Source organism: Calothrix sp. PCC 7507, from assembly GCF_000316575.1.
Classification (GTDB): Bacteria; Cyanobacteriota; Cyanobacteriia; order Cyanobacteriales; family Nostocaceae; genus Fortiea.
The window spans coordinates 6,998,574-7,023,215 of sequence record NC_019682.1 but is presented as its reverse complement, the minus strand read 5'-3'; the positions used below and the strand labels follow the sequence as shown (position 1 = coordinate 7,023,215).

23 protein-coding genes are annotated in these 24,642 nt (G+C 42.3%); 8 read left to right on the top strand and 15 right to left on the bottom strand.

What is annotated here, in order from left to right; genetic code table 11:
* Positions 1-131 precede the first annotated feature (131 nt).
* Both CAL7507_RS30015 and def read left to right on the top strand, forming a co-directional pair.
* Positions 132-1,376 (top strand): HhoA/HhoB/HtrA family serine endopeptidase, encoded by a 1,245-nt coding sequence (locus CAL7507_RS30015; protein WP_015132252.1) that lies wholly within the window; start codon positions 132-134, stop codon positions 1,374-1,376.
* A gap of 143 nt (positions 1,377-1,519) precedes the next feature.
* Positions 1,520-2,053 carry a peptide deformylase gene (gene def, locus CAL7507_RS30010; protein ID WP_015132251.1) on the top strand — a complete coding sequence of 178 codons (534 nt, stop codon included), beginning with the start codon at positions 1,520-1,522 and terminating at the stop codon, positions 2,051-2,053.
* 222 nt (positions 2,054-2,275) lie between these two features.
* On the opposite strand, the gene CAL7507_RS30005 is transcribed toward def, so the two are convergent.
* The 3 genes from CAL7507_RS30005 to CAL7507_RS29995 form a co-directional block, all read right to left on the bottom strand.
* Positions 2,276-2,944: a methyltransferase type 11 gene (locus tag CAL7507_RS30005; RefSeq protein ID WP_042342595.1), complete on the bottom strand. Its 669-nt coding sequence runs from the start codon at positions 2,942-2,944 to the stop codon at positions 2,276-2,278.
* A gap of 294 nt (positions 2,945-3,238) precedes the next feature.
* Positions 3,239-4,591, bottom strand: a complete 1,353-nt coding sequence (gorA, locus tag CAL7507_RS30000; RefSeq protein WP_015132248.1) for a glutathione-disulfide reductase — start codon at positions 4,589-4,591, stop codon at positions 3,239-3,241.
* Positions 4,592-4,669: 78 nt separating this feature from the next.
* Complete coding sequence (locus tag CAL7507_RS29995; protein WP_015132247.1) at positions 4,670-5,218, bottom strand: peroxiredoxin; 549 nt, start codon at positions 5,216-5,218, stop codon at positions 4,670-4,672.
* A gap of 189 nt (positions 5,219-5,407) precedes the next feature.
* On the opposite strand from CAL7507_RS29995, the gene CAL7507_RS29990 reads away from it, so the two are divergent.
* The 4 genes from CAL7507_RS29990 to CAL7507_RS29975 all read left to right on the top strand — a co-directional run bounded on the left by CAL7507_RS29990 (position 5,408) and on the right by CAL7507_RS29975 (position 10,919).
* On the top strand, positions 5,408-5,830 hold the full coding sequence (locus CAL7507_RS29990) for a Fur family transcriptional regulator (RefSeq protein WP_015132246.1): 423 nt from the start codon (positions 5,408-5,410) through the stop codon (positions 5,828-5,830).
* Positions 5,831-6,243: 413 nt separating this feature from the next.
* Positions 6,244-6,669 (top strand): molybdopterin-binding protein, encoded by a 426-nt coding sequence (locus CAL7507_RS29985; protein ID WP_015132245.1) that lies wholly within the window; start codon positions 6,244-6,246, stop codon positions 6,667-6,669.
* A gap of 389 nt (positions 6,670-7,058) precedes the next feature.
* Entirely contained in the window at positions 7,059-7,658 is a 600-nt protein-coding gene (locus CAL7507_RS29980; protein WP_015132244.1) for a Crp/Fnr family transcriptional regulator, read from the top strand.
* A gap of 141 nt (positions 7,659-7,799) precedes the next feature.
* The gene (locus CAL7507_RS29975; RefSeq protein WP_015132243.1) at positions 7,800-10,919 is read left to right on the top strand and encodes an ATP-binding protein; all 3,120 of its coding nucleotides are present in this window, start codon (positions 7,800-7,802) and stop codon (positions 10,917-10,919) included.
* Between the two features lie 7 nt (positions 10,920-10,926).
* Here CAL7507_RS29975 and CAL7507_RS29970 read toward each other — a convergent pair whose 3' ends face one another.
* On the bottom strand, positions 10,927-11,673 hold the full coding sequence (locus CAL7507_RS29970) for a creatininase family protein (protein ID WP_015132242.1): 747 nt from the start codon (positions 11,671-11,673) through the stop codon (positions 10,927-10,929).
* A gap of 243 nt (positions 11,674-11,916) precedes the next feature.
* On the opposite strand from CAL7507_RS29970, the gene CAL7507_RS29965 reads away from it, so the two are divergent.
* The gene (locus tag CAL7507_RS29965) at positions 11,917-12,468 is read left to right on the top strand and encodes a hypothetical protein (protein ID WP_015132241.1); all 552 of its coding nucleotides are present in this window, start codon (positions 11,917-11,919) and stop codon (positions 12,466-12,468) included.
* Between the two features lie 73 nt (positions 12,469-12,541).
* Here the strand turns inward: CAL7507_RS29965 and CAL7507_RS29960 are convergent, their stop codons facing one another.
* The 4 genes from CAL7507_RS29960 to CAL7507_RS29945 form a co-directional block, all read right to left on the bottom strand.
* Positions 12,542-12,814 (bottom strand): cupin domain-containing protein, encoded by a 273-nt coding sequence (locus CAL7507_RS29960; RefSeq protein ID WP_015132240.1) that lies wholly within the window; start codon positions 12,812-12,814, stop codon positions 12,542-12,544.
* Between the two features lie 23 nt (positions 12,815-12,837).
* Entirely contained in the window at positions 12,838-13,197 is a 360-nt protein-coding gene (locus tag CAL7507_RS29955; RefSeq protein ID WP_015132239.1) for a Mo-dependent nitrogenase C-terminal domain-containing protein, read from the bottom strand.
* A 746-nt stretch (positions 13,198-13,943) separates the two neighbouring features.
* Positions 13,944-14,642, bottom strand: a complete 699-nt coding sequence (locus tag CAL7507_RS29950; protein WP_015132238.1) for a Uma2 family endonuclease — start codon at positions 14,640-14,642, stop codon at positions 13,944-13,946.
* A gap of 36 nt (positions 14,643-14,678) precedes the next feature.
* Positions 14,679-15,512 carry an HAD family hydrolase gene (locus CAL7507_RS29945; RefSeq protein WP_015132237.1) on the bottom strand — a complete coding sequence of 278 codons (834 nt, stop codon included), beginning with the start codon at positions 15,510-15,512 and terminating at the stop codon, positions 14,679-14,681.
* Between the two features lie 105 nt (positions 15,513-15,617).
* On the opposite strand from CAL7507_RS29945, the gene CAL7507_RS29940 reads away from it, so the two are divergent.
* Positions 15,618-16,412 carry a hypothetical protein gene (locus CAL7507_RS29940; protein WP_042341681.1) on the top strand — a complete coding sequence of 265 codons (795 nt, stop codon included), beginning with the start codon at positions 15,618-15,620 and terminating at the stop codon, positions 16,410-16,412.
* A gap of 119 nt (positions 16,413-16,531) precedes the next feature.
* Here the strand turns inward: CAL7507_RS29940 and CAL7507_RS29935 are convergent, their stop codons facing one another.
* The 7 genes from CAL7507_RS29935 to psbA all read right to left on the bottom strand — a co-directional run bounded on the left by CAL7507_RS29935 (position 16,532) and on the right by psbA (position 24,630).
* The gene (locus tag CAL7507_RS29935; protein WP_015132235.1) at positions 16,532-17,266 is read right to left on the bottom strand and encodes a DevA family ABC transporter ATP-binding protein; all 735 of its coding nucleotides are present in this window, start codon (positions 17,264-17,266) and stop codon (positions 16,532-16,534) included.
* A gap of 152 nt (positions 17,267-17,418) precedes the next feature.
* Positions 17,419-18,570, bottom strand: a complete 1,152-nt coding sequence (gene devC / locus CAL7507_RS29930) for an ABC transporter permease DevC (RefSeq protein ID WP_015132234.1) — start codon at positions 18,568-18,570, stop codon at positions 17,419-17,421.
* 100 nt (positions 18,571-18,670) lie between these two features.
* Positions 18,671-20,089 carry an HlyD family efflux transporter periplasmic adaptor subunit gene (locus tag CAL7507_RS29925; protein WP_015132233.1) on the bottom strand — a complete coding sequence of 473 codons (1,419 nt, stop codon included), beginning with the start codon at positions 20,087-20,089 and terminating at the stop codon, positions 18,671-18,673.
* Positions 20,090-21,368: 1,279 nt separating this feature from the next.
* Positions 21,369-22,106 carry a phycocyanobilin:ferredoxin oxidoreductase gene (locus CAL7507_RS29920; protein ID WP_042342593.1) on the bottom strand — a complete coding sequence of 246 codons (738 nt, stop codon included), beginning with the start codon at positions 22,104-22,106 and terminating at the stop codon, positions 21,369-21,371.
* 64 nt (positions 22,107-22,170) lie between these two features.
* Positions 22,171-22,764 (bottom strand): nucleoside triphosphate pyrophosphatase, encoded by a 594-nt coding sequence (locus CAL7507_RS29915; protein ID WP_015132231.1) that lies wholly within the window; start codon positions 22,762-22,764, stop codon positions 22,171-22,173.
* 66 nt (positions 22,765-22,830) lie between these two features.
* On the bottom strand, positions 22,831-23,376 hold the full coding sequence (gene psbP / locus CAL7507_RS29910) for a photosystem II reaction center PsbP (RefSeq protein WP_015132230.1): 546 nt from the start codon (positions 23,374-23,376) through the stop codon (positions 22,831-22,833).
* A 171-nt stretch (positions 23,377-23,547) separates the two neighbouring features.
* Positions 23,548-24,630: a photosystem II q(b) protein gene (psbA, locus tag CAL7507_RS29905; protein WP_015126756.1), complete on the bottom strand. Its 1,083-nt coding sequence runs from the start codon at positions 24,628-24,630 to the stop codon at positions 23,548-23,550.
* Positions 24,631-24,642: the final 12 nt, after the last annotated feature.

Sequence of the window (24,642 nt, the reverse complement as noted above, 5' to 3'; positions counted from 1 at the left end):
ATATAAGCGAACACAATTTAGCATTCAGATGCTCTCGACCTGGAATAAGCTTTTAAGTTGTAATCATGTTGAGACATATCCGGTAGGCAATATCCTACCATCCACTGACTAGCACGGAGAAGTAAAAATACATGAAGACCAAAGAGCATGATGGTGGGAGACAAGGGGGACAAAAGTGGGGAGTAAAAAATGTGATATCGATGCTACTGGAAGTGAGTGTAGTAGTATGTCTTGGGAGTTGCTCTTTGTCACCTACCAAAACTGTGGAAACTCAACCAAGTGATGCTCAAGTCCAAAAAACCACTGTCCCCAATTCAGCCACTGTTCCGCCGCCAATTATCGCATCCTCTGGCAATCCTAACTTTGTAGTCGCGGTAGTACAAAACGTGGGAGATGCTGTAGTTCGCATTGATTCCGCCAGAACCGTCTCTTCTGCTTCTGAGGACTTAGAAAATCCATTTTTTCGGCGATTTTTCGGAGACGAAGATGTTCCATCGCGGCCTAGACAGCGGATAGAGCGGGGTAGTGGCTCTGGATTTATCATGAACTCTTCTGGTCAAATTTTGACCAATTCCCATGTGGTAGATGGTGCTGACACTGTAACTGTTACACTCAAAGATGGAAGGACTTTTAACGGCAAAGTACTTGGTGAAGATCCAGTCACAGATGTGGCGATTGTCAAGATTGAGGCAAATAACCTGCCGACTCTGGCTATAGGTAACTCCGATATCTTACAGCCAGGAGAGGCAGTGATTGCGATCGGCAATCCTTTAGGGCTGAATAACACCGTAACTGCGGGGATTATCAGTGCTACAGGCCGCTCTAGTAGTGATATTGGTGCTAGCGACAAGCGCGTTGACTATCTGCAAACCGATGCAGCTATTAACCCCGGTAACTCCGGCGGGCCACTGTTGAATGTGCGGGGTGAGGTGATTGGGATGAACACAGCAATTATCCGCGGCGCACAAGGTTTGGGATTTGCGATTCCCATCAAGACTGTACAAAGGATTGCCCAAGAATTAATTACTAAAGGCAAAGTTGACCATCCTTATTTGGGTATTCAGATGGTGACGCTGACACCAGAAATTAGGGAAAGAATCAATAATCAATTACGCGATCGCATTAATCTTACAGCAGATAAGGGAGTTTTATTAATTAACATCGTCCCCCGCTCACCAGCATCTATCGGTGGACTACGAGCTGGTGATGTGATTCACAGCATTAATAATGAACCTGTTACTAAAATTGAAGAAGTACAAAAGTTAGTGGAAAATAGCAAAATCGGCAATCTTATACAAATGCAAGTAGAACGTAATGGGCAAATCGTCCAAATATCAGTCACGCCTGCACCATTGCCAATACAACGGGAAAGTTAATTTTTATTTGTCAAGAGTCAAGAGTCAAGAGTCAAGAGTCAAGAGTCAAGAGTCAAGAGTCAAGGGTAATTTATTCTTTGTCACCCAATCCCCAATCCCCAATCCCCAATCCCCAATCCCCAATTCCCAAAGGAGTTTATCTCATGTCTGAGTTAGTGCCAATTATTCAATTAGGTAATCCCCAACTACGTGAAAAATCTGCTCTGGTTGAGAATATTCAAGATGAGGAAATTCAAAGACTCATTGAAAATTTAATCACTACAGTTGCACAAGCTAATGGTGTGGGAATTGCTGCACCTCAAGTAGCCGCAAAAAAGCGTTTATTTATTGTGGCTTCCCGTCCTAATGCCAGGTATCCCAATGCTCCAGAAATGGAACCAACAGCGATGATTAATCCCAAAATTATCGCTCATTCAACTGAAGTTGTTAAAGGTTGGGAAGGGTGTTTGAGTGTTCCTGGTGTTAGGGGATTAATTCCCAGATATCAGGCGATCGAAATTGAATATACTGACCGCAATGGCAAATTGCAACAACAAGAACTAACGGATTTTGTCGCACGGATTTTTCAACACGAGTACGATCATCTTGATGGTATCGTATTTGTAGACCGCCTAGAGAGTACTCTCGACATGATCACAGAGCAGGAATATCAACAGCGTGTAGTGAAAAATGCTTAGTGATTAAACTTAGAGCTAAAGTTATTTAACTATAACTCCTGACCAAATGCTCGCAGCTGCCAAAAAAGTAGATGGTGGGGCTGGTATCCTTTACATCGTTTGCTTATTTGATGTTGGAGTGTTTGTTAGACATCACAAGATTAAAAAATTGAATTCGATCAGAAGTAATGAGCTTGGTATTTGCACCTCAGAGTTTGCTATTAAAACCGAAAGGCTGAGAGGTTATAGATCATTGACTTTTTCTAATAAAACACAACTAACAGAAATATCTCTAAAAAGCCATAAAGCATATCGCAGAGAATCGAACCATCTTAAGGGTTGATAAATGGGGAATATTAGTCGAATAAACATTGCTAGTGTATATATTACAGGTGTAAAAGTAGTTGATTGCGCCAAATAACCGCCCGCAACAATTTCACCACTGACGATTTTACAATTGGGGAATAGGTTACTCAATTCCTGAATATTCGGTCGGAACATTGTATCTATCGGATCGCGGTGATAGGGATATTCATAAGGAACTGTAACGAAAATATAGCCACCGTTAGGAATAATAGAGCTAATTATTTTGCAGATTTCTTCTCGGTTTGTGAGGTGTTCCAGTAGATTAGAACACAATACAGATTTAATATTCATTTCTGAAAGTTTCTGCAAAAAAGCGCGATCGCATAAATCCCCTACTAAATCAACGCCTAAATCATTTTTCATGTCGGTGTGAATTACCGAGTACCCTTTTTGTCTGGCTGGCTTGAACAATAAATCATCAATCCAAGGTTGTTCTTGCTCTCTAAATTTCTTATTGGAACTACCAATATTTAGCATCGGAAATACATTGTTTGGCTCTAGAGAATAGATCAGATTTGCTAGCCAACTTGCTTCTTCTCTGAACATAATAATTTGATCTAAGTAGGTGGGCACAAATAAAATTGGCGTTGCTGATGAATGGGATGATTTCTGTCTCACGCATTCGACGCAGTCGTTCTCGCAGAGTAGGCGCATTCGCGTAGCGTCTCGTAGAGAAGACGCAAAGGCCGCATCAGCATTACAACAAGATTCCGCCGCCCAAGTTAGAGGGAGCAGGGGGATAGCTTAGATGGGGATTCCCCGCCTGTTGCGTTAGCTTCCCTCAGGGTAAGTCGGTTGGGCTAATTTCCCACTAATACACCCTGCTCCCTGCCCCATTCCCTACCGCATCGTGACAAACTCTTCCGCCGAACTAGGATGAATACCCACAGTGGCATCAAAGTTAGCTTTGGTTGCACCCATTTTGATGGCGATCGCTACTCCTTGTATAATTTCAGCAGCATCTTTGCCGACCATGTGTGCGCCCAATACCTTATCGGTTTTTTCATTAACCACTAGCTTCATTAGGGTTTTTTCCTCTTTACCAGGTAATGTGTAATACATGGATCGAAAGCGGCTGCGATAGATTTTCACCGCATCACCATATTTCTCTCTGGCTTCTGCTTCTGTCAGTCCTACGGTTGCCGCTTCTGGTGTTGTGAAAATGGCTGTGGGCACATTGTCGTAACTCATGGTGCGAGACTTACCACCAAACACGGTATCAGCTAACGCCCTGCCTTCATTAATTGCTACTGGTGTCAGGTTGATTTTGTTGGTGCAGTCTCCCACTGCATAGATATTCTCGTCAGCTGTGCGGCTGTATTGATCCACAACTACGGCTCCATCGTGGAGCTTAACTCCGGTATTTTCTAAACCCAAATTGTGTGTGCTGGGTTTGCGACCAACCGCCGCCAAACTCACCGCATCTGCAACGACAGTTTCCTCTGTTCCTTCTTCTCCCCGGACTGTCACCTTCACGCCTGCTGCATCTTTCTCAATCGCAATCAGTTGGATGTTGTTGAGGATGCGAATGCCATGTTTACCCATAGCTTCCTGAATTTCTGAGCGCAAATCGTCATCAAAACCACGCAAAATTTTGTCCCCACGAATTACCTGGGTGACTTCTGTACCCAATCCATTGAGGACGCAGGCGAATTCTGAACCGATGTAACCTCCCCCCAAAATTACTATGCGTTTGGGTTGTTCTTTGAGGTTAAAAATATCATCGGAAGTGATGGCATGTTCAATACCCAAAATATTCGGTCTAATGGGATGTCCACCCACAGCAATCAAAATTTTGTCTGCTGTGACTTGGCGTTCGCCAACTGCGATCGTATGGGTATCAACAAACTTACCGTATCCTTGCAAGATTTCTACTTTGGATTTATCTAACATCTGTTGATAAATCCCATTTAGACGAGTCACCTCATTGTTGACCGCCGTAATCATCTTTTCCCAATCCAGTGAACTCTCAACGGGACTCCAGCCATAGCCTACAGCTTCTGCAAACTGATCGGGAAACCGAGAGGCGTAAACCATCAACTTTTTGGGGACACAGCCACGATTGACGCAGGTGCCACCTAAGCGGTCAAATTCCACAACCCCTACTTTAGCACCGTATTCTGCTGCCCGTCTCGCGGTGGCAATCCCACCAGAGCCTGCACCAATTACTAATAAGTCATAATCGTAAGTCATATGTCCTCCAAGGAATAGCGATCGCTCGTAGGGACGGGGAAACCCCGTCCCTACGTGATCATATATAGTGATACCAAATTAAACTGCGACAGCCGTTCTAGCCTCTTTCAGGTAGGCTAACATAGTGTCGGCATCAGAGACTTCAAACGGATCGGTGGGGCAGTTGTCATCAAAACCTGGCTCAATGAAAATCTTTTCAATGTTGCCGTCATTTACTACCATTGAGTAGCGCCAAGAACGTAGACCAAAGCCCAAGTTAGATTTATCCACTAACATCCCCATCTTACGGGTAAATTCGCCATTGCCATCGGGGAGCAGGAAGACGTTTTGGGCGCCTTGTTGCTTGCCCCATTGGAACATCACAAAGGCATCATTTACAGAGATACAAATCACTTGATCAACTCCCAAAGCTTTAAAGTCTTGGTAGAGTTCCTCATAACGGGGTAGGTGTGAGGTGGAACAAGTAGGGGTAAAAGCTCCAGGTAGTGAAAATACTACAACACGCTTCCCAGCGAAAATTTCTTGAGTGGTGCGATCTTGCCAGCGAAAAGGGTTGGTCCCACCAATAGATTCGTCGCGGACGCGGGTTTTGAAGACAACGTTAGGAACTTTTGTGATCACAGCCATATTGACCTCTGGATGAATATTAACGTATTAGCTTGTAAAAGCAGTTTGCGGTTCTAACTCAGAATAATTCTGATTTAAGAAATATTCAATAGTTATAAATACTTAAATGTTGAAATAAATAAAACTATATATTGATTCTGAGAAAATAGACTATAATTGAGAAAGAAAATACTCCATGCAGCAGCAAGTATGCAGCACCAAGCAAACGCGATTGTTCAAACCTTAAAGTCTAAGGGTTTGAGGGTGACTCCTCAGCGGTTTGCGGTTTATGCAAATTTGTTATCTCGCACCGATCACCCTACAGTTGACCAAATTCTGACGGAACTGAATAAAGATTTTCCGGTGTCATCCCAGGCAACTATCTATAGTTCTCTGCAAGCACTCAGAGAAGTCGGACTTGTCAGGGAAGTACTGTTAGAAGAGGGTGTTTGTCGCTATGACGCAAATGTGGGACCCCATCATCACTTTTGCTGTTGTCAATGTGGGGCAATTGAAGATATTACCTGGGATACTTTTGAGTACATCCAGTTGCAGAGTCTGCGTCCTGGCTTGCGTGGCAAGACTTATGAGGTGACAGTCCAGGGTATATGCGATCGCTGTGATCCAGAATGAACATCCGTTGTTACGCTGCTAGATATGTCGCCAATTCTCGCTAAAATACACTTCAAGAAACCAGATTTTCTGAGGGTTGAGGAATAAGTTCAAAACCAAAAGCCGCTCTAGAGTTTTCTCAGAGCGGCTTTAGGGGGAGTTGTTTTGGCATGAGGGCTTTATAGTTGCCCTATTTTAGTTATAAAGATTCGGTATGTTGATATCTACATCCGATAGCTGGCTTGTTCCGGAAAAAATTAAAGTTTTCCCGGGAAAAGTTCCCCAGCCTTGAGCAGACAACGTTCTGAAGATGAGTGTAGGCGATCGCTGCATAATCTTAAGATCACACTGAGACAGATTCTGCTTCAGAGGATTTAAACTTGGTACTATCGTACCAAGATAATCAAATATGTACCAAATAGATTGGTAATATTATGCCAAGAAAAGAACAAGGATGGGTTACATTTCAAACATCAGAAGAGGAGCGAAAAATACTAGAAGAGTTCTGTAACAATTCTCAAAGAACGAAAACTGAGATTTTACGGGAACTAGTGCGTGGTTTAAATAAGTATTCTTCGCCACCAGTACCACTGCCAACAAAGGAAGATGCTCATACTTCTGAAGTAGAAATTATTAGTCAAAAGAAACCACTCAAAGTTAGTTCCCGTAATATCCTGAAAGGTGTTGTTAAAAGAGTAGTTACAGGATCTGTGAATACGGAAGTGACGCTAGAGATTGTGCATAAAGTTGAGCTAACTTCGATGATTACCAAAGTCTCAGCAGAGGAGTTGGAACTAGCTGAGGGAGCAGAAGCCTATGCAGTCATTAAATCCAACGATATAGTTATTGCTAGAGAATAAGCTATTCGGCGTATGTTTCATTGTGCAGAGTGTTGACAGTTAACCATCAACTGTCAACAAAGAAAAAAGTTTTTCGGTGCATAAATTAATCTTACTGATGTTTTTTACAATTCATCTTCACTGATTTACTTAATTAATCTTGCCAAACCTCCCCAAAAAGGAGGTTTTTTTAGTTTTGTATAGAAAATTACTCAATAATAACTGTGGTTATGGACACTGTTTCGATATTTACACATAGATGATATGAGTGTTAAATCAGCGTTAGCTGAAATAATTGCAAGTATTAAATGATCCTCAGTTCTTTTTGCCACAAACTACCTATTTGCGGCGAATTACGGGGATAGTTCCAATAAATTCTAAATCAATTACGTGTGTCTACCCAATCTTTTATGTATTCCACAAATTTGTCATATAACTCTGCTTTCAAAGGACAAATCCCTTATCGGCTATTTGCCAAGCGCGAAATGCTACCACCGCGTAATGATATCCTGTGGCGAATCGAACGCGGTGCCGTTCGTACCTTAACCTGGAGTGAAGACGGTACATTTATTACTCTGGGTTATTGGGGTTCCGGGGATTTGATTGGTTCTCCTTTATCGAAAATCAAGCCTTATCATATTGAATGTCTGACTCACGTAGAAGTCAGCATTGTCCCGCCTCATCTTTGGTATCAAGATGTCAACGCTTTATTGTCCCGCATTCAACAGGGAGAAGAACTTTTAAGCATTGTGCATCGTAAACCTATTTCTCTGCGTTTGTGGCAATTTTTGGTGTGGTTAAGTGCTAAATTTGGCCGTGATGTAGAACAGGGTAAGCTAATCGACGTAAATGCAACTCATCAGGAAATATCTGAAGTATTAAATACAACAAGAGTAACTATCACACGTCTCTTACAAGAGTTCGAGGGAGAGGGAAAACTATTGCGCCGCAAACGCCAAATTATTTTGCGATCGCCCCATCTGTCGCCTAGCCATTCACTCAACAACTGAATGATGACAGTGAACAGTTGACTGATAACTGTTCACTGATAACTGATAACTGTTCACTGTTCACTGATTTAATAAATGCAGTTTTTGGAGATATGGATGAGAATCAGCTTAGAGTCGCTACTGGAGTTAAAGTAAATTATAATGCGCTCCTGGTTACATAGCATATTCTTATCCAGCCTTCGTACTCGTTTGGTCTTTCTTGTTCTTCTAGCGGTTGTACCGGCACTGGGACTGATTATTTACAGTGCTTCTGAACAGAGACGGACGGCAACGGTAGAGGCGCAGCAAAATACATTACAGTTGGTGAGATTGGCTGCTAATAACCAGAGGCAAGTTGTGGAGTCAACCCGCCAACTGCTCACAATATTGGCGCAGTTGCCAATTGTTCGTCAAGGTAACTCCCCAGAGTGCGATCGCTTGCTGACCGATCTTTTAAAGCAGTACCCTACTTACACTGCTTTTGATGTGCTTGATGCCCAAGGTAAAAATATTTGTCATGCTATTCCCAATAACTCAATTAATTTAGTAGACCAAGCATCTTTCCAACGTGCCGTAAAAACCCGCAAATTTGCCGTTGGTGACTATCAAATTGTTCGTGGTAGCAAAAAAGCTACCCTTAACTTTGCTTACCCTGTTATAGACAAATTAGGGCAGGTTAAAGTTGTGCTGAATGCTACCCTAGATTTAGCTGAGTTGAACAATTTAGCGGCGCAAGTGAAACTACCTCCAGGCTCAGTTCTGAGTGTTGTTAACAAACAAGGTAGGCTTTTAGTCCGCTATCCTGACTCACAAAAGTGGGTAGGAACATTTTTAATCAAGGATGCCTTCGAGCAAATGAAATTGGCTCAGGGTGAAGGCACATATGAATTTACTAGCTTAGATGGTATTACCCGCGTCTTTGCTTTTATGCCGTTGGGAGATGATCCGCTCAACCCTGATGCCTACATTCGAGTGGGACTGCCTGTATCTACGGTATTGGCTAAGGCGAATAAGCTATTAGTGCGAAATTTACTCTGGTTGGGTGTGGTGACTGTTTTGGCGTTAATTGCTGCTTGGGTAGGTGGCGATATCTTCTTATTACGTCAAATGAAATTGCTGGTAGAGACAGCGCAAAAACTTGGTGCGGGAGAACTGAACGCACGTACTGGAATCAGTAATAAATCAGGAGAACTCGGACAACTCGCTGGTGCTATCGACGAAATGGCAGCAGCACTGCAAACGCGGGAGGGAGCGATCGCGGCTTTAAACCAAGATATGAAAACTCTGTTCGATCTGATTCCTATTGGGATTCTGGTGGCTCAAGATGCAGAATTTCGACACATCACAGCCAACCCCACATTTGCGGAGATTTTAGGTATATCTCCTGAAGATAACGTTTCCTACACACCAATTAATACACCTCGTCCAGACTACAAAATCTTTCGCAATGGCAAGGAACTCAGACCGAATGAATTTCCTTTGCGCTACGCTGCCATTCATCAGGTAGAAATCAAAGGCACAGAGATTGATGTTATCCGTGGTGATGGCACTGTTTTCAATATGTTTGGTTATGCGGCTCCCTTACTCGATAAACAGGGTAAAGCCAGAGGATCAGTAGCAGCATTTGTAGATATTAGCGATCGCAAACAAGTAGAAAAACGCACACGTCAGTTAATGAATGAACTTCAGCGATCGGAAGAGGTGTTAAGAGCTAGCGAAGAACGCTTTCAAGCCTTTATGGCTCATAGCCCTGCCTGTGCTTGGATCACTGATGCAGATGGATGTATTATTTACCTAAGCCCCACTTATTATCAAACATTCCAGCTAACCACTCAAGATGCAATTGGGAAAAATATATTTGAGTTGTATGATGCCGAGATTGCCCAACAATCTCTAGAAAACATTAGGACGGCAGTTATTACCAATCAAGTGATAGAGGCGATTGAAATTGCCCCGCGTTTAGATGGTACGATTGGCGACTTTCTCGTGTATAAATTCCCCATTGCCAATCCGTCGGGAGAAACATTGGTAGGAGGGGTAGCTATTGATGTCACTGAACGCAGACGCGCCGAAGAAGAACGGGAACAGTTACTGATCCGTGAGCAAACAGCGAGGGAAGCAGCAGAAGTCGCCAACCGGATGAAAGATGAATTTCTGGCCATCTTATCCCATGAATTGCGGACTCCCCTCAATCCTATTCTTGGCTGGACAAAGCTTTTGCGGACTCGGAAGCTAGATGATAATAAAAAAGCGATCGCTTTAGAAACCATCGAACGGAACGCTGTATTGCAAACTCAACTCATCGGCGACTTATTAGATATTTCTCGCATCTTGCAAGGTAAATTAACACTCAACATCAGTGCAGTTGATTTAGCTGCAACCATTGCAGCTGCTAAGGACACAGTACAACTCGCCGCCGAAGCCAAAGAGATTCAAATTCACACCGAAATCGCACCTTTAGTCAAGTCTTGCATGGGTGATTCCAATCGCCTGCAACAAGTTTTGTGGAATTTGCTCACCAATGCAGTCAAATTTACTCCTGCTGGTGGAGAGGTGCATATCAAACTAGAATCTGTGGGCACTTATGCTCAAATACAAGTCAGTGATACTGGTAAGGGAATTAATCCTGATTTTTTGCCTTATGTCTTCGATACATTTCGTCAAGCAGATAGCGCCACAACCCGACAGTTTGGCGGCTTAGGATTAGGATTGGCTATTGTGCGTCACATCGTCGAGATGCATGGTGGTACAGTATCTGTAGCCAGTCTGGGAGAAGGACAGGGAGCAACCTTTACAGTGCAATTACCGCTCATGATCAACACACCAGAAGTCAAGCCTAATGACACTCCAGTAGCAGATACTTTAGATTTGAGTGGCTTCCATATCTTAGTAGTCGATGATGAAGAAGATACACGGGAACTACTTGTATTTATCATGGAACAATGTGGTGCCCAGGTGAACGCAGCATCATCAGCAACTCAAGCATGGGGATTATTACAACAGTTACAGCCGGATGTTTTAGTGTGTGACATTGCCATGCCAGAAAAAGATGGGTATACCTTGATACGTGAACTGCGAGCATCATCACAACAAAGTTCACAGACTCCGGCGCTGGCTTTGACGGCTTATGCAGGTGAAATTAATCAACAACAAGCCCTAACGGCAGGGTTTCAAAAGCATCTAGCCAAACCAGTAGATCCAGATGAATTAGTCAGAGCGATCGCCAGTTTAGTTAAAATAAAAAGCAGTCCCACATCCAAACCGATGGGCGGTGTGGGATGATATCGTGTTATTCTGCGTTCAAAAATTCTAAATACCCATTGCTGAGTTCCTTCACCGCTAATTCATAAAACTGCTTACCATGTTCTGGTGTAGCTAAGGCCGGATTTGAACCCATGCGTCCATCTGGGTAGCGCAATCTAAAGTTTGCTGCACTATAAATCTTGTGTCCAGTTCCAACTTCTGGAGAAAGGGGTACTTGCTTAATCGCCTCTGGATAAACATATTGGGTGACAGCAACTTCACTAGGTGTAGCATGGGAGCCTTCTTGATCACCGTATAATTCTTTAGCTAATTTGTACACAGAACCGCACATAAACCAGTTTGCCACTTGACATTGCACACTTTGAGCATTATTAATTTGCAAATCTTCTAAGTGGGCGTAAGTTTCAGAAAAAGCCGCTTTGAGGGTGGCGATGTTACCACCATGTCCATTAATAAAGTAGAACTTGGTAAAACCTGCTTTGGCTAAAGAGGTGATGTAGTCTCGTATCAGTTGAATCAAAGTGCTAGGACGCAGACTTATCGTACCAGGAAAGGCGGTATGGTGCAGCGCCATCCCCACATTGATTGTAGGACCAACGATCGCTTGAGTTGATTCTCCCACACCACGGGCGATCGCTTCCGCACAAATCGCATCAGTTCCTATTAACCCTGTTGGCCCATGTTGTTCTGTGGAACCAATCGGCAGGATAATACCCTTAGATGTTTCTAGATAAGTTTCAACTTCCTGCCAGGTACTTAAATGTAGTAGCATTTTTTTTCAATGTCCTCATTAAAATTGCGGTGGGAAGAGATTTTTTGTGTGCGATTGCATCTGCCATAATTCACTTCCCGCTAATACCAATTCTGTATGAAGATGCACATAATAATACCCCCCTGTAGTCCCCCCTTGCCAAGGGGGGACGGCGATAGCCGGGGGGTGAATTATATGCAGCTTCACAAAAAAACGGTATAACACAATTATCAACTCCCTAGCTTTAATTTGCAGGTAATCACAATGCAATATCGTTATTTTGTTACCCTGTTGATTGTAGGATTTTTTCTCCTCAACAGTGTCTTTATCCCTCCAGCTTTAGCAGGACGCTATGTTTTAAATCAAACTCCCCAAACAATTGCAAGTTATTTTGGCCGTTATACTACTAAACTTACTAAAGGTGAGCAAATCACCTACACCTATGCCCCAAAAAGCTTTCGGGGAGTTTTTCCTAAATTTCCTAAAAGTAATTTTGCTATCACCTTTGTCAATAATCAGGCTAAATATATTACCTTAAACTTCAATGGGAACTTTGGCCCAAATTCACAAGATTATAATTATCAGCAAGCTGAAGCAGCAAAATTTTACAACTATATTTTTGGCTATAAACCGCCAACTTGGCAAAAAATTTCTGATAAATTCAGCGGTAACGAAACCATCCATGATTATGAATATTGTCTTGGTGATGGAGTCGCAACGAGTTTTCAGAGATATGGATATCAGCAGTTAACCGACGCTGCCACTTTATTCTACGATACTCGTTGCGAACCAAATAATAATCGTCAGCAAAATTGATTTATCATTTCTTGACTTCCCGGAAATTTTTCAAGCAACAATGAGATTCAAGTGAATAACTCTTGACGCTTAATCAACCAAAATAATAGTGTTTTTTCACGTCGCTGATAATTTCCCATGTGCATAACATACCAGCGGGAAAAGTCACTAAATCACCTTTACCCATTTGCACTGGCTGTCCACCATCAGGCGTCACTTTTACATCACCTGTTAAAAAATAGCAAGTCTCTTGAGTATCATAAGTCCAAGGGAATTTTGAGACTTCTTTCTGCCAAATTGACCATTCCCACACCCCTAATTGCTTGAGGCGTTCTTGACTTGGTTGATGCTCAATTTGAATTTCCATGCTGCATTTGCTCAAGATTATGTTTAGCAGTAGGACTGGATATCCTCTCCACATTGATCAACTAAATAACAAAGAGCGCGAAAACGCAAGCCTACGAATTGCTCGTAAAGAGGGTTGAGTTTACACATGGGAGGAATATGTCCTATTTTGCGACCGAAGAGCATGATATCACGCTCGAAGGGACACTGCGCCGGAATATATTTGGCAATCAATTTAGCTAGTTTTTGATTGGGGATTTCTACATTATCTAGCCATTGACGTAATGGTTGTAGTAAATCCAATTTAGGTTGAGTTAACTTGTGATTACTAGCTGTTTGATGCTTTACGCTGGCATAGTTAATAAAAGCAGAAAGAATGATGCGCTGATTATTTACCTTGATCATAATGGTAGTTTAGGTTGCTTTAGTCTTAATAAACTGTTGGGAGATGGCGATGATTACAATGCATTCTATCTCTGCAACTTGTATTGTGCTTAACAATAGAATTTAGACAAGCACAACAGAGTATTTGAAATAGAATTGGCGGGAAAATTGTGTAATTAATTGTTATTTAAACTCAGCATTTGCTGAAGAACTGTCCCGTTAAATACAAAATAACAAAGAAAATATAAAAATGGTATTTCTTTAACTTATTGATTGCTGATATACAATATAGCGATCCCATATATTACAAGCAAAAGCATAGTGATGAAACTATACCGTATCTCGGCATACAATTTTGCAGGCAAAAATAAGGTTTTACGACCACTCTAGCCCAGATATGCTGTGGCTAGCTGGTCAAAACAGCAGAGATTCAAGTATTAACTATCTAGTAGAACGTTACTTATGTTACACAAGTTAACATTAATATTATCTAATAGCTAGCAAAACATCGTTTGATAAGCAGAAACTAATTTATGGGTTAAAGTGACCCATCAAGGCTGAGTATAAATCAGATTAGCTTAATGTCAAGTGCATAGTATTTTTACAAACAAAGACCTCTGCTTGCTGGATGATTTTTTATCCTGCACAGGAGTTGAAAATATTCCACATACTAAGTAACTCGGCATAAATAATTGTCGCTGGGATAAGGCAATCTTGCTATAGGTAGAAGAGTTTTAGCCTTGTTTGCTTTTATTGTGCCCACTTACTTATGTCAGAGTATCGGGATCAACACCGAGCGATCGCAACTTTTCCTTTAATTGTTCTACTTGCAATTGTGCTTGTTCGGCACGAGCTTCAGCTTGTTGTCTAGCAACAACTTCTTGCCGCAGTGCTGCTGTCAATTCATCGGGGATCAGCAGTTTCTCTCCCGTATCTTCTCGATAAAACCCAATTAGCCGTCCTTCTACTACTAAGCGCAATTGTAATGGTTCACTGTGGTTGTCTGCTATGGGTTCATAGGTTTCTCCCCGCAAGCGATAGCCGCGTAAAGGCTGTTCTAACCATTCGCCTTTGGGATCGAACAACCAGTATTCCTTTACACCTAGCTGCTCGTAGAGAGTTTTCTTAAAGATTTGGTCATTGTCCTTAGTACCAAAGGATGTCATTTCAAAAATGACTGCGGGTACTTGACCTTCTTCCCAGATTTTATAATTATCTCGACCGCCTGGTGTAACATCAAAAATTACCATCACATCTGGCGCTACCCGTAACTTGGGAAAGCCCTGTGCATAGTAAAGAAATTGATTTACCAGCACTGTTGCCTGACGACCTGCTAAATATGGTTTTAATACTTCTAGAGTAGTTAGCAAGGCGTAGAGGTGGTCGTAGGTTTCTGCCACTGGTTCACCGTCAGCACTGGGGTAAAAGATTTCAGATTCGGTTGCGACAGGTACAGTAGCCGTCATGGTTTTCAGTTTCAGTGCTACTAATCTATTTTAACCCTATTGGGGACTCTCCCTAGATATTTGCGTGGCTGGCAAAAGATAACTAGATAATTCACAAAAGCCCTCGCCCTCGGCAGCATCGGTGACATAAATCGGCTGATGTTGCAGCTGATTTGCATATGCCAATACATTTGCTACACCCACAGACAGCGGAAAATAACGGGGATCAAATAAACTTTCATCATTGGGGCTATCGCCAACAGTCACAACTTGTTCTAGAGAATATTCAGGGAAGTATTCCCGCAATACTTGCAATAATCCCACAGCTTTATCTTGATTTTGGGGTTTAATGTGGCACTGCACATTACTGTAGGTGAATCCCCAACCCATGTCTTGACAAAGTTGACTCAGGGTTTGGAGTTCACTGGGAGTCAAAGCGGCGACATCGAAAGTCCAGTCGGTGATGCGAAAGCGATTGTCAGCTGATTCTTGAATTTGGGGAAATTTGGTTTGTAATCGCCTAAAAGCTACGGACAAATGCTGACGATGGCTAGCTAAGTCGGGAATTGGTGTTAGGGCTATGGGTGTATCACTCCCAGAAAGATAGAATAAACCGCCGTTTTCTGCCACAGCACCAACAACTGGCATCAAGCTACTCAGTCCACTCACCCAACCCGCCGAACGTCCTGTGACAATCAGTACTTTGATATTGGCTGTAGCTAAGTCTTCTAAACTTTGTAGCAATTTACTCATAAATTTTCCGCGTCTAGTCAGGGTGCCATCCATATCTGTCGCCACAAGGCGAATATTGTGTAAGCCAGTGGATGCAAGCTGGGATAGGGGCAGCGGATTTAGGGAACGCCCAGTGGGAATGCTCAGGTCTCTGTACATATGCGGTTTGAGAAAATGTGTAAAAAATATCAATGATACCGCAAGATGATATGCAAAATTTGGGCATCCTAAACATTAGGAGTCAAGTTTTTCAGTTTGTCAACTATGTCCACTTCAATGTTTATTGCCCAAACTGGGACAAAGCCTAAAAAAGCATCCCAGGAAGTGCCAGCTAGTGCTTCACAAACGCCGCCTATTTTGGTGTTCACCTCTGGAGGACTGGCTTTAGCTGTGATTGCTTTGATTGTTTATGGCAAAATCCTGATGACTAAGCTAGAGAAAAAAATCAGGTTTGAACAGTTCCGGGCGCGAGAATTGGAGAAAAAGTTTAAGTTAGCGCTGGAAACAATTCGCAAAATGGAAACTAATCCCGACTTGGTTAATTCACGAGATTTTAACCTAGATTATCTGCGGATGCGGATGTCAGAGGAGGTGTTTCATTTTGCGATCCTTAATCAAGTTAAAATCAGGATTAAAGATAAAATTTCTCAAGCTCTGCGACCCAGTCAATCCCAACAAGGTTCAGTGGGAATTGCCAGTAATGCTGCACGGCAGGTAGATGAAATTTTTGATGTAGAATATGAGACTGGCAATCCCCCAAATAGTGCTAAACGAGTGCTGTTTCGGATTCAAATTCGGTTAATGAAGTTACCGACGCAAACGACTTCTGCGACTATTAGCCAAATCATTGATTGTATTGAAACTTACCTTAGCCCGATGGATGATGAAGATACTTGGCAACCGACTATTCAAGGTCGGATTGCCCATATGCATTGGGATCAGAAGGCTAAACCGACGCCATTGTTGGTGCTAGAACAATCGAATGAAGGTGTAAATGTTACTTTTCGTACTAGTAGGCAACCTAATTCTGCAAAACAGCAGTCTGGAATTAAACAATGAGGCTTTGCTAAATAAAGTAGAATTCAGGAGCCGGGAGTTAGGATGACTCTTACGTAAAGATGACCTGCAAACTGCTTTAATTAGCAAGGTTTTAGGGTGTATATCTATCTATTTACAGGTTATGAGTTATGGTTTCTGATTCCAGAATCGTGACTGGTGACTACGCCTTGGGACTCACGGACTAACAGACCATCTTCCATTTCGATGATGCGATCCGCTATGTCCAAAATCCGGTTGTCGTGAGTTACCAACAAGATAGAGGTTCCTTGTTCTTTGGCTAGTCCTTGCATGATTTCGACAACGTCGCGTCCTGATTGTTTATCTAAGGCGGCTGTTGGTTCGTCTGCTAGTACTAGTGGGGGACGATTTACCAAGGCGCGGGCGATCGCTATTCTTTGCTTTTGTCCACCAGAAAGATTGTCTGGGTAGTAATTAACTCGTTCTTCTAAACCTACTGCCCCCAGCATAGCGGCTGACTGAGCAATTGCTTCGTTTTGGGCGATCGCTTCGTTCAACTCCACCGCCATTTGCACATTTTGTCTAGCTGTTAAAAATCCCAGCAAGTTGTGAGCTTGAAAAATATAACCAATTTTACGTCTGATTTGCACTAGTTGATTCTGACTAGCACCAGATAGTTCTGTGCCTAAAAATTTGAGGCTGCCCTCTTGAACAGACCGCAAACCGCCAATCAAACTCAGTAATGTTGTTTTACCCGATCCCGATGGCCCGGTCATAATGACGATTTCCCCAGGATAAATCTCTAGGTTGATATTAAATAAAATCTGTCTCTTCAGTGCGCCTTTACCATAGTAGTGATTGAGATTTTTAATAGCAATTACAGGTTCTTGTTTCATAATCACGTGAGTAGCTATAAGTTATCAGTGCTGAGATGTAACCGTAGTACCCTAAGGAGTTATCATTGCTTATTCATAAATAATAAATTATGAACATTGATAATTACTCATAGTTTATCTTTAGTTGATGATTGTATATTGTTCATATTTAACTAAAATATATCTGCTGGGTCGGCAGAACGTAATTTACGTACAGCAATAGCACCAGAAATAAAGCACATAATAATCGTCAATATTAGTACCATAAAAGCGCGACTAAAGCTCATAAAAACTGGCAAAAGTGTAGCGTCTCTAGCCATTTTATATAAAATTAGAGCGGAAGTAAATCCAGGAAGATATCCCACAACTGCTAATAACAAAGCTTCTTGTAAGATAACAGATAACAAATATCCTTGTGTATATCCTATTGCTTTTAGAGTTGCATATTCAGCCAAGTGGTCAGCAACTTCTGTATAAAGGATTTGATAGACAATCACAGTTCCCACAATAAAACCCATGATTGTTCCTAATGTGAAAATAAATCCAATCGCTGTACTACTTGCCCAATAATTACGCTCAAAGTCAATAAATTCCTGCTTAGTTAAAACGGTTACTTCTCTAGGCAGGTAATTTTTTAAATCTTGCGTAGCAGCAGCTAAATTAGCTCCTGGTTTTAATTTAATCAAACCAATATCAATTAAGCCACGCTGACGGTTGCTGAATATCCTAAAAAAGTTAACATCACTAGTAATTAAATTACCATCTGCTCCAAATGATGCGCCTAAAGTAAATAATCCTGCTACTTTAATTTTCCTTCTTCGCACTTCGGCTGTGACAGTTTTACCTTGAGTAAAGTCAGTAGCAATTGGTCCATATTCAACCCTAGAAGAACTGTCAAATAAAACTACATCAGGGAGTTTAAGTTTATCTAGATTTTCTTGAACTCCAGGTAAGTTAAATAGATTAACTTCCGGGTTAATCCCAAAAATCAGAATACTACGAGGACGACCTGTAACAGGATTTTTCCAGGCTGTATAGTCTAAATATATAGGATGTACTGATTCTACTGCTGGTAACTCTAAAGCTTTATATAAACGCCTCTGGGAAAAGCTTCGCATTGATAAAACAGCATTAGATTGACTGTTGATTAAAACAATGTCACCTTGCAAGCTAGAGTGTATGCGGACGTTACTATAATACAAAGCATCTCGAAAGCCGAGCTGCATAAACATCAAAATATCGGCAAACCCAATTCCTGCTAGAGCCACTGCTAGGCGAGTTTTTTCTCGTGTAAGTTGTAGCCATGATAGGGGGATTTTAGTCATTGGTCAAAACTCAAGAGTCAAAAGTCAAAAGTCAAGAGTCAAGAGTCAAAAGTTAAGAATCTTCTTCCCCTGCTCCCATTCGCGATTATCGAAGATTGAATTAGATATTAATATCAATAACCACCTTGGCGTAGGTTAAACCTGCTACTTTTTGGCTATCTTCTCTAGTTAGGGCGATTTTGACTTCTACAACTCTGGCATCTACATCTGCGGCTGGATCTGTATTCAGCACATCTTTTTTGCCAATTTTTCTACCGATTTCTGTGACTGTGCCTTTCAATTCTCCATTAAATGCCCCATTGTCACTAGTGACAGTAGCATTTTGACCGAGACGCACTCTACCAATACTGTCTTCAGCAACTTCCGCGATGACGATCATTTGATCGGTTTGTCCAATCTCAGCGATTCCCATTTGGTTGATGGCTTCTCCTGATTTGGTGTGAATTTTCAAAATTTCACCGTTGGTTGGTGCTTTAACGTAGCTCAACCTTAATTCGGCTTGAGCTTTTCTAATTGTGGCGATCGCATTGCTAACTTGAGCTTGGGCCATTTGCATATCGGTGGGACGCACTTCTAAAAGTCTGCTCAGTTTGGCTTTTTCTTCGTCGATTTGTCTGTCTAAAGTGGCTATGGTTTTGTCGCGGGTAACTTTGGCTTCGATTAGCTGTTGTTGCAAAGTTGCTAAAGTTTTTACCTGGTTGGCTCTAGCCTCAGCAACTTGCTGTCGGAGAGTTGCAGTTGCTTGTTTTAGAGAGGCTTGGCTTTCGACAACCTGCTGATTAGCAGTCTCTGCATTCAGCCGTCTTCTGTCCCGTTCCTGTTGGGAAATAGCACCTTCTTTGTACAACATCTCATAACGTCGAGCATCGACGCTGGCGTTACGTTGTTCAGCCTGTATTCGAGACAAGGTTGCTCTTAAAGTATCTTTTTGTCCTAGTAGTTCAGCTTCTAGTCGATTAACTCCTGCTTGTTGCGCGATTTTTTCCGCACTTAATTGGGCGGCGATACGAGCGATCGTTGCTTGTTGAGCATCCCTTTCCCCTTTTAACTGAGCTTTGAGGCGAGCAATTACAGATGATTGGGCTTGGATATCTCTGGGTGAACCAGCCCTGACTTGCGCTAAATTAGCACGGGTTTCTTGCAGTTTTGCTTTTGCTTCTTCCACTGCAGCTGCTTGGGTATCATGATTATCCAAGACTGCAATCACCTGATCTTGCTTTACCTTGTCTCCCTCTTTAACTAGGAGTTGCTGAACTCGTGACGCTGACTGTATTCCTCCTACAGGAGCAGATAATTTAATCACTTCTCCCCGTGGTTCCAAACGTCCTACAGCGCTAACACTGTTAGCAACTGGCCTCATGGGTATGGACGAAGTCAGCTTTCTCAACTGCTCAACTTTGGCTGTACCCAATACCCCAGCGGCAATTACTATGGGTATGGCTACAGCAATACTCCACCAAATCTTAGGTTGATCAAGTGGCTGTTCCCTTAACTTTGGCTTCTCAGTCACCCTTGACATGGTATGTTGCCTATTTATCTGAATTGTGCTGATGGAAGTAAAAAAGCAAGTTATCTCATAACTGCTTGAATACTGTTACTGTCGCGTAGGCTGATAATTGTTAATTGGTAAATGACCTAGTCCTCTATTTCCGTTCTTTCCTGTTAAGATTGCTCTGTATTTATGAGTAAGTTTAGGAATCAAATCGGATTCCTATGACTAACTTGAATATGAGATGATAAGTTAGTAGATGCTTTAGTAATAGATGGCTTTGACATCACCTGTTATGGAAACGAGTATCGTATCTACAGATACTTCTAGGTTCTACTCGTACTACCCCACGGAATAAATGCTTTGGTAATTCTGGTGAGATAAATTTAGCTGATTGAGGCGAGTCCTTAGAGTTTAATGATCCTGTAAGCTAAAACGCTAATTCATTGCACAATCAATCATTTCTCTTTGTTGACAGTTGACAAACAGTTAACTAAGCAGTCCGCTTTGATTTTTGAACTACACGTAGGAGAGCCACTGCGTTGGACGGTTTCCTCGGTTTAAAGCAAGTGGCGTTGGGCAATGCCCAATCTACAGATACTAATATGTCAAGTTTAAATTGATGGGTAAGTTAAGTTCGTAGTAATAACTTTAGTCCTTGTTTTTTAAGCACTAAAGTGCTTACTACAAACCCTCACAATTATCCTGACAAACCAATACTTAGATTTGTTCAAAAATCAAATAGGATTCCTATTAAATGCCGATGAGATTACTACTGAAAAAACTGTAATTAAGGCGTTTGTGGTTTTGAAGATAATTGCAGTATGTCAAAACTATTGCCTTAACGCTGATGAAGTCTTTGAGAGGTACGTCGATTGTGCGAAAATATCACACAGACAAAAAGATTAAAGATTGAGGGTTTGTGCTTTTATACAATGATTTTGAATCATTCATGCTCCAATTCAGCAATAGCAAAAAATATTTATCAAATAGAGCATATTTAACATCATATTTTCCTTAATTTTCTGGTCAACCTGTGAACAAATATTGTTGCTGACATCTACTGAGACAGCAAAGCGTCTTTGGATATTTGCTCCAAAGATTTAGCTGTTCTGCCTACTACTGTTTTTTAACTCCATCAAACTCTAGTTAAATGAATTCTACATTCATCAGTTGCTGGAAAACGTAACAGAGCCTACAGATGAGCAGATGAGGGGAATAAGGGAAATGAGGAGGATAATAACCTTCACAAATGACTCTTGACAGACGCGATGAATCGCGTCTCTACTCTTGATAAAATTCTTTTAATTTAAGCTGGTAGGTCAAACAAAACTGTGGTCATGTAATTTTCTGCCCAATCTGTGCCGAAGGCTTTTTCTAGTACACGACGGGTTTTATCGTTTTGCTGTTGTTGGGTGCAGTAGTTGCGTTGTCCAGCCAGAATTTGCGCCACTTGTTCAGGTGAAACAGGATGAGAAGCGATCGCCTGAGTGCAATGAATGTCTAAAAATTCCCGCACCCGTTTGAGAAATATCGTTTCTTCTTCTGGGGAACCGGGGCGCACAAAGATGCAAAAGTCAGAGAAGATATGTCCCCATTCAGGTAATTCACGTGGTTGAGAAAAGTTGACTGGTTGTAGTGCTGTCAGTGTGGAAGTATACAACTCTGGTAAAGTCCGCTCGGAATTTACTGGGGAAAGGTCAGCGATCGCTGCACTAATTTGACCTCTACCACCCACTAAATCACAACCAAACATCGGCAGGTTATATTCTGGACGAGGAAACATAACGCAGTGCAAAATGTCAAGCATATTCCCCACTTTCGCTAGTTCCAAGTGCATTTTGCGAAATTGGGGTGTTTGGTAGCAGCGGTTTTCAATTGTCAGTTTCTCCCCCTCTAATCTACCTTCCACATACCCCAACTCAGCAGGTAAATTGTAGGGAGACAAATCTAAGTGCTGATGCCAAGCAGCTTCAATACTATCAGCTAGCTGACGAATTAAAGGGTGTTGTTGCTCTCGCAGGGAGGGAGTGGAAGTAAATGACATATTCTTAGTTAGGGAATGGGGAAAAATGACTGGTGACGGTTGACCAATGACAAATGACCAATGACTATTGCCAAAAATCCGTGACATCATATCCCAATTCTGCCAGCATTTGGCGCAGTAGAGGCAAACTGAGTCCAATTACATTACTGTGACAACCGTCAATTTTTTCCACAAATAGGCTACCAAAACCTTCCAGGGCAAAAGCACCGGCACATGTGAGGGGTTCACCAGTGGCTACATAGGCTTGAATGGTGCGATCGCTCATTTGAGCAAAATACACCCTTGTCACTTGACACTTGACTAAGGTGCGGTTTTTATCCAGGTCGATCAAAACATGACCTGTGTATAAGTCACCGACATTACCTTGCATGATCTGCCAACGGGCGATCGCTTCTGATGTGTCTGCTGGCTTACCATAAATCTCGCCATTCAGAGCCAAAACTGAATCACAACCCATGATTAAACCTGATGCAAACTGTGGGGCTACAGTTTCTGCTTTATGCTGGGCGAGAGTTTGCACCAATTGACCAGGTTCATCGATTTGGATTTGCGACTCATCAAAATCACTAGGATAGACTATCGGTTCAATACCAACAGTTTGCAACAATTTCCGTCGTGCTGGGGAAGCGGAAGCAAGTATAAAAGGGGAAATTCCCATAACAAAATTATCAGTTAACAGTTATCAGTGAACAGTTATCAAACAACAGATAACTGTTCACTGAATTTAATACACCGAGAATGAAATGACTGCCTGATCAATAATCTGTTTTACTCTCTGCCAACGTTTTTCGGGAATCGAGGCGTTGAAGGTGAAAAGTTTACCACGGCTAACAGCGACACTAGCGACGTTGTGTCGCTCTTGTTTATCGGGTAGTTTAACTAAATACTCTAATATATAGTATTTTTTACCGTCAGATTCCCGCTCCAAGGCATTGACTAATTCAGCGGTACGTCCAGAGTCTGTTGGTGCGAGAGCCACCTTACCCAATTTATATCCAACTTCTGTTGGTGTCCCCAATTCTGTCAAAGTTTTGCCTCCGGGAACGGGACTAATTACTACAGAGACATTTTCACTGACTTCAATCAAATCATGAAACACAACATCGGGGCCGTTGGCAACTTTAACTTGCACCCAGCCATTAGGATATAAGAACTGATAGCCATCAATAGTGTTGACAAAGCTTTTAAGTCCAGCGGCGATCGCTACATCGGTATTACTCACGCTGAAGCTCAACACTAATAGCAAAATCAATGCAATTCGTTTCCACATTTCTACAGATTCCTTTGGGCTGGAAGCAACACAACGCAAGCTTCATATCTCGTTTATTGTCTCATCAACAGGTACGCTGCGGACGATACGCGAAATAGGGAAGTTACAACATAAAAAACGCCCCCCGTTACCGGGAGGCGCTTTTTATCTAAGCTATGATGCAGTTAAAAATTAACCGTTGATAGCAGGAGCAGTCAGAGCCACAGGAGCAACATCACCAGCAGCCAAATCTAGGGGGAAGTTGTGAGCGTTACGCTCGTGCATCACTTCCATACCCAGGTTAGCGCGGTTGATCACATCAGCCCAAGTAGCGATGACGCGACCTTGAGAATCAATTACTGATTGGTTGAAGTTGAATCCGTTCAAGTTGAACGCCATTGTGCTGACACCCAAAGCTGTGAACCAGATACCAACTACTGGCCATGCTGCGAGCAAGAAGTGCAGTGAACGGCTGTTGTTGAATGATGCGTATTGGAAGATTAAGCGACCGAAGTAGCCGTGGGCTGCAACGATGTTGTAGGTTTCTTCTTCTTGTCCGAACTTGTAACCGTAGTTCAAGGATTCGGTTTCGGTGGTTTCACGAACTAAGGAAGATGTTACCAAAGAACCGTGCATTGCAGAGAACAATGAACCACCGAACACACCTGCTACTCCCAACATGTGGAAGGGGTGCATCAAGATGTTGTGTTCTGCTTGGAACACGATCATGAAGTTGAATGTGCCGGATATACCCAAGGGCATACCGTCGGAGAATGAACCTTGACCGATGGGGTAGATCAAGAATACTGCTGCTGCAGACGCTAGAGGCGCGCTGTATGCTACGCAGATCCAAGGACGCATTCCTAAACGGAAAGACAATTCCCACTGACGACCTAGGTAGCAAGCACATCCGATCAGGAAGTGGAATACTACTAGTTGGTAAGGTCCGCCGTTGTACAACCACTCGTCTAAGGAAGCTGCTTCCCAGATTGGGTAGAAGTGTAAGCCGATGGCGTTGGAGGATGGAACTACTGCTCCGGAGATGATGTTGTTTCCGTAGATTAAGGAACCTGCTACTGGTTCACGGATACCATCTATGTCTACAGGGGGTGCTGCAATGAAGGCGATGGTGAAACAAACGGTTGCGGCTAGCAAGGTGGGGATCATCAATACGCCGAACCAACCGACATAAATCCGGTTTTCGGTGCTGGTGATCCACTCGCAAAAACGATCCCATACGTTAGCGCTGCTGCGCTGTTGTAAGGTGGTTGTCATTGTTTTATGAGT